The 11,186-nt window shown below is 61.8% G+C and carries 16 protein-coding genes and 3 tRNA genes; 12 read left to right on the top strand and 7 right to left on the bottom strand.

Annotated elements, in window-relative coordinates; translation table 11 throughout:
- Positions 1-119: 119 nt before the first annotated feature.
- Positions 120-195, bottom strand: a tRNA-Thr gene (locus FFS37_RS28935).
- A gap of 161 nt (positions 196-356) precedes the next feature.
- Here FFS37_RS28935 and FFS37_RS28930 point away from each other — a divergent pair.
- From FFS37_RS28930 to FFS37_RS28920, 3 genes are all read left to right on the top strand, one after another.
- Complete coding sequence (locus FFS37_RS28930) at positions 357-524, top strand: hypothetical protein (protein WP_137934385.1); 168 nt, start codon at positions 357-359, stop codon at positions 522-524.
- Between the two features lie 274 nt (positions 525-798).
- Positions 799-1,008: a hypothetical protein gene (locus tag FFS37_RS28925; protein ID WP_137934384.1), complete on the top strand. Its 210-nt coding sequence runs from the start codon at positions 799-801 to the stop codon at positions 1,006-1,008.
- A gap of 226 nt (positions 1,009-1,234) precedes the next feature.
- Complete coding sequence (locus FFS37_RS28920; protein ID WP_137934383.1) at positions 1,235-1,555, top strand: BA14K family protein; 321 nt, start codon at positions 1,235-1,237, stop codon at positions 1,553-1,555.
- A 75-nt stretch (positions 1,556-1,630) separates the two neighbouring features.
- On the opposite strand, the gene FFS37_RS28915 is transcribed toward FFS37_RS28920, so the two are convergent.
- Positions 1,631-2,059 carry a hypothetical protein gene (locus FFS37_RS28915; RefSeq protein WP_137934382.1) on the bottom strand — a complete coding sequence of 143 codons (429 nt, stop codon included), beginning with the start codon at positions 2,057-2,059 and terminating at the stop codon, positions 1,631-1,633.
- 120 nt (positions 2,060-2,179) lie between these two features.
- On the opposite strand from FFS37_RS28915, the gene FFS37_RS28910 reads away from it, so the two are divergent.
- Complete coding sequence (locus tag FFS37_RS28910; RefSeq protein ID WP_137934381.1) at positions 2,180-2,551, top strand: hypothetical protein; 372 nt, start codon at positions 2,180-2,182, stop codon at positions 2,549-2,551.
- Here FFS37_RS28910 and bhcR read toward each other — a convergent pair whose 3' ends face one another.
- On the bottom strand, positions 2,552-3,373 hold the full coding sequence (gene bhcR / locus FFS37_RS28905; protein WP_137934380.1) for an HTH-type transcriptional regulator BhcR: 822 nt from the start codon (positions 3,371-3,373) through the stop codon (positions 2,552-2,554).
- Here bhcR and FFS37_RS35870 point away from each other — a divergent pair.
- The 4 genes from FFS37_RS35870 to FFS37_RS28890 all read left to right on the top strand — a co-directional run bounded on the left by FFS37_RS35870 (position 3,299) and on the right by FFS37_RS28890 (position 7,201).
- Positions 3,299-3,529 (top strand): hypothetical protein, encoded by a 231-nt coding sequence (locus FFS37_RS35870; RefSeq protein WP_171026468.1) that lies wholly within the window; start codon positions 3,299-3,301, stop codon positions 3,527-3,529. The two genes, bhcR and FFS37_RS35870, sit on opposite strands and share 75 nt — an antisense overlap.
- A gap of 57 nt (positions 3,530-3,586) precedes the next feature.
- Positions 3,587-5,368, top strand: coding sequence for a glyoxylate carboligase (gene gcl / locus FFS37_RS28900; RefSeq protein WP_137934379.1), 1,782 nt, complete (start codon positions 3,587-3,589; stop codon positions 5,366-5,368).
- A 10-nt stretch (positions 5,369-5,378) separates the two neighbouring features.
- Positions 5,379-6,176, top strand: a complete 798-nt coding sequence (gene otnI / locus FFS37_RS28895; protein ID WP_137934378.1) for a 2-oxo-tetronate isomerase — start codon at positions 5,379-5,381, stop codon at positions 6,174-6,176.
- Positions 6,177-6,283: 107 nt separating this feature from the next.
- Entirely contained in the window at positions 6,284-7,201 is a 918-nt protein-coding gene (locus FFS37_RS28890; RefSeq protein WP_137934377.1) for a 2-hydroxy-3-oxopropionate reductase, read from the top strand.
- A 117-nt stretch (positions 7,202-7,318) separates the two neighbouring features.
- Here the strand turns inward: FFS37_RS28890 and FFS37_RS28885 are convergent, their stop codons facing one another.
- Positions 7,319-8,167: a TrmH family RNA methyltransferase gene (locus FFS37_RS28885; RefSeq protein WP_137934376.1), complete on the bottom strand. Its 849-nt coding sequence runs from the start codon at positions 8,165-8,167 to the stop codon at positions 7,319-7,321.
- Positions 8,168-8,369: 202 nt separating this feature from the next.
- Here FFS37_RS28885 and FFS37_RS28880 point away from each other — a divergent pair.
- Both FFS37_RS28880 and FFS37_RS28875 read left to right on the top strand, forming a co-directional pair.
- Positions 8,370-8,454: transfer RNA gene (locus tag FFS37_RS28880), tRNA-Tyr, on the top strand.
- Between the two features lie 91 nt (positions 8,455-8,545).
- Positions 8,546-8,619 (top strand) — tRNA-Gly (locus FFS37_RS28875).
- A gap of 80 nt (positions 8,620-8,699) precedes the next feature.
- Here the strand turns inward: FFS37_RS28875 and FFS37_RS28870 are convergent.
- Positions 8,700-9,158 (bottom strand): YidB family protein, encoded by a 459-nt coding sequence (locus tag FFS37_RS28870; protein ID WP_137934375.1) that lies wholly within the window; start codon positions 9,156-9,158, stop codon positions 8,700-8,702.
- 130 nt (positions 9,159-9,288) lie between these two features.
- On the opposite strand from FFS37_RS28870, the gene FFS37_RS28865 reads away from it, so the two are divergent.
- A complete protein-coding gene (locus tag FFS37_RS28865; RefSeq protein WP_137934374.1) occupies positions 9,289-9,546 on the top strand; it encodes a GlsB/YeaQ/YmgE family stress response membrane protein in 258 nt (85 codons plus the stop codon).
- A gap of 78 nt (positions 9,547-9,624) precedes the next feature.
- On the opposite strand, the gene FFS37_RS28860 is transcribed toward FFS37_RS28865, so the two are convergent.
- Together FFS37_RS28860 and FFS37_RS28855 are read right to left on the bottom strand one after the other, a co-directional pair.
- Complete coding sequence (locus FFS37_RS28860; RefSeq protein WP_232375801.1) at positions 9,625-9,762, bottom strand: hypothetical protein; 138 nt, start codon at positions 9,760-9,762, stop codon at positions 9,625-9,627.
- A gap of 97 nt (positions 9,763-9,859) precedes the next feature.
- Entirely contained in the window at positions 9,860-10,747 is an 888-nt protein-coding gene (locus tag FFS37_RS28855) for a DMT family transporter (protein WP_137934372.1), read from the bottom strand.
- A gap of 293 nt (positions 10,748-11,040) precedes the next feature.
- Between FFS37_RS28855 and FFS37_RS28850 the strand changes: the two genes are divergently transcribed.
- Positions 11,041-11,186 (top strand): GTP-binding protein (locus tag FFS37_RS28850; RefSeq protein ID WP_232375805.1); only part of this gene is annotated, 146 nt, incomplete at its 3' end.

Below are 11,186 nucleotides of genomic sequence, written 5' to 3'. Positions count from 1 at the left end.
GACCACAGAAAAGGCGTCTATCCGTTACACAAATGCCGGATACGTCGACCGGCGGCGTAGTCGGCACTCTGAGCTGCGCCAAATTATGCAGGCAATAGAACGGCTTACATCTTGAAAGCTGGTGCCCCCGGCAGGAATCGAACCCGCGACCTTCGGTTTACAAAACCGCTGCTCTACCAGCTGAGCTACAAGGGCACTGGCGCCCCGTTAGCATATTTGCCGCGCCAGTAAAGACAAAACTCTGTTTTCAGTGCCCGGCCGGCAATTTGCGACGGTTCCCAGCCGTGTGCTGAAAACCGGCAGCCCGCTTCCTATATGCCCGTCAGGTGCAATCGCTTGAGCGAGGAGGCTGTCGCGTGATCAGGTTTGTCATCATCTTGCCGCTCGTAATCGTGGCCTGGATGCTGCTGGTTAAGGTTGTCAGGGACGTCAGGAACGCCAATGTCGACTGGACCGGCATCACCACCATCATCGGCTTCATCGCGCTGGCCTTCTGGCTGCGCCACGTCACCGGTATGGGGTGAGAGTAGGGAGTAGGGAGTAGGGAGTAGGGAGTAGGGAGTAGGGAGTAGGGAGTAGGGGTTAGTCCGTCTGAGATAGATGCATGGGGTTGCATCGCCTTTATGCGCATGGTGCAATTTCACTACTGCCTACTGCCTACTGCCTACTGCCTACTGCCTACTGCCTACTGCCTACTGCCAGAAATCTACCGACTCCGTCGAACCTTTTTCCGCGCCGTGCCGACTGATCTCCCGAGAGGCGAATGGGTCGCCTCGATCAAGGATCCAGGAGATCATCATGTTGAAGCGCACTCTGACATCGGGCCTCGTCGCCATCTTCATCGCCACCGGCGCGCTTGCCGGCACCGTCCAGTCGTCCTCGGCTCACGGCATGCACCACCACCATCATCACCACCACCATCACCATCATAATCACCACAAGAAGTTCTGGTGGTGGCACCACAACCATCATCACCACAAGCATGGCAAGGTGATCATTCTCCTTTGATGGACGACCCCATTTCTCCTGAGCAGGGCGGCTTCGGCTGCCCTGTTTTGCGTTTTGTCTGGCCCTTTCCGGATTGTGCCCCGTAGCGGAAAAACCTGGGCTTGGAGAGATATCGTGCGGGGCCCGCAAAAAAATCAGAAAGCGGTTCGAACCTTTTTCCTTGCCGTAACGACAGATGATCAAGAGGCGGATGGATCGCCTCGGTCAACGAAGCAAGGAGATCATCATGTTCAAGCGCACACTCGTTTCCGGTCTTGTCGCCACCACCGTCGCCGCCACCATGCTGGCCGGTACTGTTCAGCCTTCGGCGGCTCATCCCCTGCATCACCACAACCACGATCTTGGCATCGGCATCGCCGCCGGCGTCGGCGGGTTCGTCTTGGGCAGCCTGCTTGCCCAGCAACAGCCCCGCACCGTCTATGTCGATGAAGGCGGTTACGACGGCTCCTGGCATGTCCGCCGCTGCATGGCCCGCTACGGCAGCTACGATCCAGACACCAACACCTACATCGGCTATGACGGCTACCAGCATTACTGCCACCTCTAAGCGAGGGAACTGTCTCGGCAAACAGAAGAGGGGCCCCGCACGGGCCTCTTTTCTGTTTTATGCCGGAAGCCCCGCCTAGGCATGGGCCTTCGAACCGGCGGCAGGCAGCGGCAATCCGGCTGCTCGGCAGGCAGTGTCGATGACAAGGTCGGCATTCGGCGATTGACCGCTCATTGCAACGAGCTCGAAGTTGCTGCCGGCGTCCGGGTAGACCTTGGCCAAAAACGATCCACCGTCGCTATGGGCTTCAGTTGTGCTGACATAACCGCAGATCACTATTTCCTGGTGGCCATCGGACGTCCTCTGGCCAGCGGCCATTGTTCCGAATTTGGCGGACACGGGGTCCTGAAGGTGCTGCCGGACGCCCGTGGTGATGATCTCCTCGAGGGCGAGCGAGATTGGAATGGGAGTAACGCGCTGGCCGCCGCCGGCATCAGGCCGAGGTGCCGCCGCCACGCATCCGCAAAGTGAAGCGGTAAGCAGAATCTGGACCGTTTTCCGCATCCGTGCCCTTTCGCATGCATTCGAACGCCAGGAAAGGCGGAGTCCATGCCGCCGGCGGTGTACAGCGATTTTGCGAACGTCTAGTCTTCTCATTCGAGCGCCAACGAAGGGGAGGGTGGCTTGGACGAGCAGGACCCCAAGAAAGATTTGAGCGAAGATCTGATCGAGACGGTTTTTCGCAACGGCACCGTTACCACTGTCGGCATCCTGCTGGCGTTTTCGCTGGGCTTCATCACCCATTGGGCCGCCAATCCGATTCCGTGGCGGGCTTATCATCTTGTCGCCGTCCTGCCGATCCTGGCCGGCATCGCCTTGCAGATGCGGGCATTGTCGCTGCTGCTAGACGTCAACTCCCTGCAGCGGCGTGTCTATGAGCGCGCCAACCGCATCTTCATGACCGGCCTCATCTTCACCGCCTGCGGAGTCGGCATGGCTATACTGCTCGATTTCTTCGATATTGCGACCAGGAGCGCGTTGCCGGGAGCCGGCTGATCAGCCGGCTTGCATGCCGCCGATCATCCTTGTTACCTCAGCCGCCGCGTTGCGCACCATCGGCCCGATCTCGGCGAGCCGCTCGGGCGTCACACGCACGGTGGGGCCAGACACCGACACGCCGCCAATAGGCTCGCCGAATTCGTTGAAGATCGCGGCGGCCACGCATCGCATGCCGGGGTGCCGTTCCTCGTCGTCGACAGACCAGCCGCGCCGCTTGATGGCGGCCAGATCATGCGCCAGGGCAGGGATGTCCGAAAGCGTCCTGTCTGTGAAGCGCTGCAGGCCGGCCTTGCGCAATATGGTTCCGACGCGCTCGGGATCGAGATGCGCCAGCACCGCCTTGCCGATGCCGGAGGCATGGAAGGGGCTGCGCGTTCCCGGCCTGAAGAAGGCGCGGATCGCCTGATGCGTCTCGACCTGGCTGACGAAGACCACGCAATCATCCTCCGCAACACCGAGATTGGCGGTCTCGCCTGTCCTTTCCATCAACTCCTGCATGACGATGCGGGCACGGTCGACCAGCTTGCGGCGGCGCAGGAACGCCGCGCCCATGCGATAGGTCTCGACACCGATCGACCACAACTGGTCACTCGTGTCGAATTCGACCATGCCGTGGTTCTGCAATGTCGTCAGCATGCGATAGGCGGTGGATGCGGCCAGTCCGCTTTGCGCCGCGATCTCGCTGAGCGACAGGCCGCTGCCCTCGGCGACGATGGCCAGGATGCGCAAGGCGCGGTCGAGTGATTGCACCGAGCCGGCCTCGGAGGGGCCGTTGAAGGCGCGGGGCCGGCCGCGCTGGCGTTTCTCGGCGGTTTCCATCGATTCATTGTCGGCAATTCAGCGCAAACAGGCAATGAAAAAGTTTTTCATTGTGCGGCGCAACAAAATAACTGGAAAACGGAAAACCATTTGAATTCAGCACTTAAGCCAACTTTTCTAGAAATGAAAAAATATTTTGAAAAAATTGAAAAATAGCCGGCTTGCTGAGATAACGGGCCATCCAACAATGACAACCCTGTGGAGGCCCGGAAAATGGCCAGGATGCGCGCTGTCGATGCCGCCGTTCTCGTTCTCGAAAAGGAAGGTATTTCCTGTGCTTTCGGCGTGCCGGGCGCGGCGATCAACCCGCTCTATTCGGCCCTGAAGGCGAGGGGCACCATCCGCCATGTGCTGGCCCGCCATGTCGAGGGCGCCTCGCACATGGCCGAGGGCTACACCAGGGCCAAGGCCGGCAACATCGGGCTCTGCATCGGCACGTCGGGCCCTGCCGGCACCGACATGATCACCGGGCTCTATTCGGCATCAGCCGATTCCATCCCGATCCTGTGCATCACCGGCCAGGCGCCGCGCGCCCGGCTGAACAAGGAAGATTTCCAGGCGGTCGACATCGCGGCCATTGCCGCTCCCGTCGCCAAATGGGCGGTCACCGTCATGGAGCCTTATCTGGTGCCGATGGCGTTGCAGAAGGCCTTTCACCTGATGCGCTCTTCGCGGCCCGGGCCAGTGCTGATCGACCTGCCGGTCGACGTCCAACTGGCCGAGATCGAGTTCGACATCGACGCCTATGAGCCCCTGGCGCCGTTCAAGCCGGCAATGACACGCGCCCAGGCCGAGAAGGCGCTGGCCATGCTCAATGCAGCCGAAAAGCCGCTGATCGTCGCCGGCGGCGGCATCATCAATGCCGACGCATCCGATCTTCTGATCGAATTCGCGGAGATCACCGGTGTGCCGGTCATCCCGACGCTGATGGGTTGGGGCGCCATCCCCGACGATCACCGGCTGATGGCCGGCATGTGTGGCCTGCAGACCTCGCACCGCTACGGCAACGCGACGATGCTGGAAGCCGACTTCGTCTTCGGCATCGGCAACCGCTGGGCCAATCGCCATACCGGCTCGGTGGATGTCTACACCCGGGGCAAGAAATTCATCCATGTCGACATCGAGCCCACTCAAATTGGCCGTGTCTTCGCGCCGGATCTCGGCGTCGTCTCGGATGCGGGTGCGGCGCTGAAGATGCTGCTCGACGTTGCCACCGAGTGGAAGACGGCTGGAAAACTGCGCGACTGGTCGGGCTGGGCCAGGGAATGCCAGGCCCGCAAGAAGACCATGAAGCGCAAGACGCATTTCGACCAGGTGCCGCTGAAGCCGCAGCGCGTCTATGAGGAGATGAACAAGGCGTTCGGCCGCGACGTCACCTATGTCACCACGATCGGCCTGTCGCAGATCGCCGGCGCGCAGTTCCTGCATGTCTACAAGCCGCGCAACTGGATCAATTGCGGCCAGGCCGGCCCGCTCGGCTGGACGTTGCCGGCCGCACTCGGCGTGCGCGCCGCCGATCCGGAGCGCACGATCGTTGCCCTGTCGGGCGACTATGATTTCCAGTTCATGATCGAGGAACTGGCTGTCGGGGCGCAGCACAAGCTGCCCTACATCCATGTCGTCGTGAACAACGCCTATCTCGGCCTGATCCGGCAGGCGCAGCGCGGCTTCTCCATGGACTACGAGGTGAGCCTCGCCTTCGAGAACATCAACCGATCAGACGATCCGGAGGCTGGTTATGGCGTCGACCACGTCGCCGTCGCCGAGGCGATGGGCTGCAAGGCGGTCAGGGTGCGCAAGCCGGAAGAGTTCGCGGGCGCCTTCAAACAGGCGCAGCGGCTGATGAGGGAGCACCAGGTCCCTGTCGTGCTCGAATTCATCCTCGAGCGCGTCACCAATATCTCGATGGGTACCGAGATCGACAAGATCACCGAATTCGAGGAACTTGCCGAACATCAGGAAGATGCCCCGACCGCGATCGTGATGTTGGATTAGGAGAAAAAGAATGCCACGTTTTTCAGCCAATCTCTCGATGCTCTTCGGAGAGCATGATTTTCTCGACCGCTTCGATGCCGCCGCCCGCGCCGGCTTCAAGGGCGTCGAATATATCGGCCCCTACGACCATGCGCCCGAGGTGGTGGCCGCGAGGCTGAAGAAGAACGGCCTGACGCAGGTGCTGTTCAACCTGCCCGCCGGCGACTGGGGCAAGGGCGAGCGCGGCATTGCCGTGCTGCCGGACCGCGTGCCGGAATTCCGCCAGGGTGTCGCCAAGGCGATCACCTATGCGCAGGCGCTGGGCTGCCAGCAGGTCAATTGCCTGGCCGGCATCGCGCCGGCCGGCGCAGACCGCAAGGTGCTGGAGGATGTGTTTGCCGAGAACCTTGCCTTCGCGGCGGAGAAGCTTGACCAGGCCGGCATCCGGCTGCTCATCGAGCCGATCAACACGCGCGATATCCCGGGCTTCTTCCTGAACTATTCCGACCAGGCCTTGGCGCTCATCGATCGCGTCGGCTCCAAAAACCTGTACCTGCAATACGACATCTACCACATGCAGATCATGGAGGGGGATCTCGCCCGTACGATCGAGGCAAACCTCGGCCGCATCGCGCATATCCAGCTTGCGGACAATCCCGGCCGTCACGAGCCGGGGACGGGCGAGATCAACTATCCCTTCCTCTACGACCACATCGACCGCATCGGTTATGCCGGCTGGATCGGTGCGGAATACAAGCCGAAGGCCGGCACGGATGCCGGTTTGGGCTGGTTCCGGGATCTGGCCGGGCAGGGGAGCGCTGCGGCCTAAGAGCTTCCTTCTCCCCATCTCTATACGGGGAGAAGGTGCCGGCAGGCGGATGAGGGGCAGCGCCACCTTCCGATAAATTCGAGCTAAGATTCTCTGGAGAAAAAACAATGGAAACCATAGGCTTCATCGGTCTCGGCATTATGGGCGCACCAATGGCGGGACATTTGCTTGATGCCGGCTATCCCGTCGTCACCAGCGACCACCGCTCCAAGCCACCGGTCGATCTCGTCAGCAAGGGACTGAAAATCGTCACCGGTCATGACGCTGTGGCCAAGGTCGCCGGCATCGTCATCACCATGGTGCCCGACACGCCGCAGGTGGCCGACGTGTTGTTCGGCGAAAACGGTGTCGACTCCGGCTTGGCCAAAGGCAAGCTGGTCATCGACATGAGTTCGATCTCGCCCATCGCGACCAAGGAATTCGCAAAGAAAATCAACGAGCTCGGCTGTGACTATCTCGACGCCCCGGTTTCTGGCGGTGAAGTCGGCGCCAAGGCGGCGTCGCTGACCATCATGGTCGGCGGTGATGAAGAAGTGTTCGAGCGGGCAAAGCCCGTGTTCGAGAAGATGGGCAAGAACATTACGCTGGTCGGCCCGAATGGCGTCGGCCAGACCACCAAGGTCGCCAACCAGATCGTCGTCGCGCTCACCATTGAAGCCGTCGCCGAAGCTCTTGTTTTCGCATCGAAAGCCGGCGCCGATCCAGCCAAGGTCAGGCAGGCCTTGATGGGTGGGCTGGCGGCCTCGCGCATTCTCGAAGTGCATGGCGAGCGCATGGTCAAGCGCACTTTCGCGCCGGGGTTCCGCATCGAACTTCATCAGAAGGATCTGAACCTTGCCCTCGAGGGCGCGAAAGCGCTCGGCGTGTCGCTGCCCAACACTTCGACCACACAGCAACTGTTCAACTCCTGCGCGGCCAATGGCGGCGCCAAGGAGGATCATTCGGCGCTTGTTCGCGCGCTGGAGCGGATGGCCAATTTCGAGGTCGGCGGTGAAGCCGCCGAAGTCAAAGATAAGGCGGCATAGGTCAGGAGAGGGCGGCACAACGTTCCCAAGCCGCCAACTCTTTCCCTGTTGAAGAGCGGGTTCCGGCGTTGATCGCCTGAACCCGCTCTCGTTTCAGGATCAACTCGTGTCCCTGGCCTAACCGCGCTTCAGGAAGGCCCGCGCGGCATAGAGGCTGACAGCCGCCGCGTTCGACACATTGAGCGAACGGATGGCGCCGGGCATGTCGAGTCGCGCCAGCGTCGTCACCGTCTCGCGCGTCTTCTGGCGCAGGCCCTTGCCCTCGGCGCCGAGCACGAGGGCTATTCTGTCACCGGCAAAGCTCGTTTCGAGTTCCGCCGGCCCATCCGAATCAAGCCCGATGGTCTGGAAGCCGGCCTCGTGCAGCTGGCCGAGCGCATCGGCAAGGTTCTTCACCTCGACCTGGTCGATATGTTCCAGTGCACCGGAGGCGGATTTCGCCAGAACGCCGGATTCCTGCGGGCTGTGGCGCGCCGTGGTGATCAGCGCGCCGGCGCCGAAGGCAACCGCCGATCGCAGGATGGCGCCGACATTGTGCGGATCGGTGACCTGGTCGAGAACCAGCACCAGCCTTGCCTCGCCCAGCGCGTCGAGGCGCTTGGGGTTCAACGGCTCCGCCTCGATCAGCACGCCCTGATGCACCGCGTCCGATCCGGTGATCTTGTCGATGTCGCGGGGCTCGACCAGTTCCGCCTTGAAGGGCAGGGCGGTGAGGTCGGCAATATTCAGACGCTCGGCGGCGTTGCGCGTCACCAGCATTTTGCTGATGCGGCGGCGCGGATTGTCGAGCGCGGCGCGCACCGTATGCAGGCCATAAAGCCGCACCAGGCCGTCGGCCGCGTTTTCGCCCGGCGGCACGGGCTGGCGCGGCCGGAACTCCGGCGCGCCACCGCTTTTCTCGTCGCGATGCGCCCTGCGCAGCTTGGCGTAATGAGTGTCTTTCGGCGTGTGGGTCTTGTTGCTCATGGCTGGCTTCTATAGCCGTGCGCCGCGGTCATGGATATGGCCGGGTGACGCAGTCGGCGAACAAGTTCGAAAAACGCTTGCTGCGCGGTTGACACCCACTGGCCTTGCCGCCATAAGGCGCTTCGCTGATTTCGGACAAGACTTCTATCTCGGGCTCCGGGATCGGCGTGAATGCCTCGTTGCATGGCTCCGGCGGCAGACTGGAGAGGTGCCCGAGTGGTTAAAGGGGACGGACTGTAAATCCGTTGGCTTAGCCTACGTTGGTTCGAATCCAACCCTCTCCACCACTGCCGGCCCGGAAGCCCTGAAACGATAAAAGCATCGGAGACGAAAAGCGCATGGCGCCTTTCGGATGAATCCGGTACTTCAGTGCAAGGCGCGGGTATAGCTCAGTGGTAGAGCAGCAGCCTTCCAAGCTGAATATGCGGGTTCGATTCCCGCTACCCGCTCCAGATTTCCATTCCATACCGTTGCCAAGGTGAAACGCCGCGCGACAAGGGCGCGGCGCTTCAGGGATGCGGCATTCCGTGCTTCAGCCGTTGAAGGCGGATGCGACCTGGTGCTGCTGCGGCACCTGGCCATTGGGTGTCAGCTTGTCGACGATGCCGGGTAGTGCCGTCGACAGCTGCTGCAGCAATTCCTGTTCGTTGAGGCCCGTCCGCTGCGCGATCTCGTGAATCACCTGCGGTCCAAGTGCTGCGCCCAGATCATTCGCGTTGATCGACTGGTTCTGCCCGGTGCCGACCCAGGAATCGGCGACATTGCCATGGCCGGCGTCCTTCAGCTTGTCCAGCAGTCCGCCAAGGCCACCGAGCAGGCCACCGTCACTGGCGGTGGTCGTGGCCGGGTCGGCCGGCGCTGGCGTCTGAGGTTGGTCCGGCTGCTCAGCGCTTCTGCCGCTCAGCATTTTCCCGACCAGAAGCGCGCCGAGCGCGATCATCAGCGGTTTGGTGATGTTGCCGCCGGGGACGGCGTTGTCAAAAAGTCCCATAGTGGATCCTCCATCTCAACCAAGCCCAGCCCGGTTTCAACAATGGCGCATCCGGGCGGAATTTCAAGCTGGCTTGAGCTTTTGACAATCATATGAAAATGTTGGCCCCGCGGGGGATGGAGAGGAAAAAATGGGTATCATCAGCTGGATCATTCTCGGCGTGATCGCCGGCTTCATCGGCAGCAAGATCGTCAACAAGACCGGTCAGGGCGTGATAATGGATATCGTGCTCGGCATCGTCGGCGCCATTGTCGGCGGTCTGATCTTCAGCGCCTTCGGCGCGTCTGGGGTAACCGGCCTCAACATCTACAGCCTGATCGTCGCCGTGATCGGCGCGGTGGTCGTGCTGTGGGCGTACCATCAGTTCAGCGGCAACCGGACGCTCTAGACAGGCGCCGCACAATTTGAAGGTTTGACTTGGCTGCAGGCCAAGGCCGGCTTCGAGCCGGCCCGGGCATCGATGCGGCTATGGCATCAGGATGGCGTCGGCGGCGACGAAGAAAATCACGGTCCCGGTGATGAACACCGCCCATCCGACAAGGGAATGCCGAATGGCGGCCTTGCGCTCGGCCTCGGAGCGCTTGTCCTGGTCAAAATCGGTCATGGGCTGCTCCCTTGGCTGATCACGTTTAGGCTGGATAGACGACACCGCCCGCATAGACGATCCATTCTGCCTTCGCAACCGGGGCGCGGCGTGGGCCTCAGGCGACGATGCCGAGCCTGCGTCTGCGCTGGTCCAGCGACACGATCGTCAGCCCGCTGCCGACCACCAGCAGGATGCCGCAAACCGCCAGCGTATTGGGGAACTGGCCGAACACCAGCAGGCCGGAAATGACCGCCCAGACGGTGAAGCAGTAGTAGAATGGCGCCACCGCGCTGGTCGGCCCGACGCGATAGGCCATGAAGATGAAGAAGTGGCCGAAGATCAGGAAGAAGCCGGCGCCGGCCATCAGCAGCAGATGATAGGCCTCGGGCATGATCCAGTGCTCGGAGACCAGATGCGCCGCACCGGCGCCAACCAGCACCACGACGACAGCCGAGATGGCCACGATCATTCCCGGCACCTCAGCCGGAATCCGCCTTCCGGTAAGGTCTCGCGCGGCCGACAGCGCCGCGTTGCCGAGCGCAAGCAGGGCATAGACGGAAATGCCTTGCATGGTCGGTTGCGCCACCATGAGCGCGCCGATGAAACCGAGCCCGATCAGCGCCATGCGCTGACCGCCGATGCGCTCACCGAACAGGATCGAGGAGCCGACCAGCATGAGAAGCGGCGTGATCTGGCCAAGTGCCGTGGAATCGGCGATCTGCATGTTGGCGAGCGCCACGACGTAGCAGAGGATCGCCGCCAGCTCGAGCAGGTTGCGGCGCAGCACGCGCCTGTCGAAGATCAGCGGGATCTGCTTGCCGTAGCCCAGCAGGAACAAAAGCGGGAAGCCCCAGAGCGTCGCCGCCGCGCCGCGCAGGAACAGCACCTCGTAGGACGGCAAGCCCGCCGTGGCGAGCTTCATCATGGTATCGTTGACCAGGTACGATCCGGTCGAGACGATCATGAACAGCGGGCCGCGAATGGCAGTCGGGATGAAATCCATCCAGGCAGGAAACCAGAGATGGGTCGGTGCCGCAATGGGCCATGAGCGGCCCGGATTTTCGACAGGACTGGCGGGCCGAAGCATCGCGCAAGTGGTGCTGCCGGACCGGCCTCGCGCCCATTTCATTTCGCGTATCGCGTTCCTATATCAGCGCCATACCCCGCAATCGGATCAGCGGTTCGGCCCGGGTGATATGGCGCCCGGCCAAAAGACGCTTGTGTTTTTTGGCCTTTCTCGCTAATCGCCCCGCATTCGACTGAACTGAAGGTCCAGGCCGTCCAAGGAAAGAGACTATGGCAAAAGGTAAATTCGAGCGTACGAAGCCCCATGTGAACATCGGCACGATCGGCCACGTCGATCACGGCAAGACGTCGCTGACGGCTGCGATCACCAAGTATTTCGGCGAATACAAGCGTTACGACCAGATCGACGCGGCTCC

The sequence above is a fragment of the Mesorhizobium comanense genome, from assembly GCF_005503535.1.
GTDB classification, from domain to species: domain Bacteria; phylum Pseudomonadota; class Alphaproteobacteria; order Rhizobiales; family Rhizobiaceae; genus Mesorhizobium; species Mesorhizobium comanense.
Note: the sequence above shows the minus strand (reverse complement) of the source record. Positions and strands in the feature narration are given on the sequence as shown.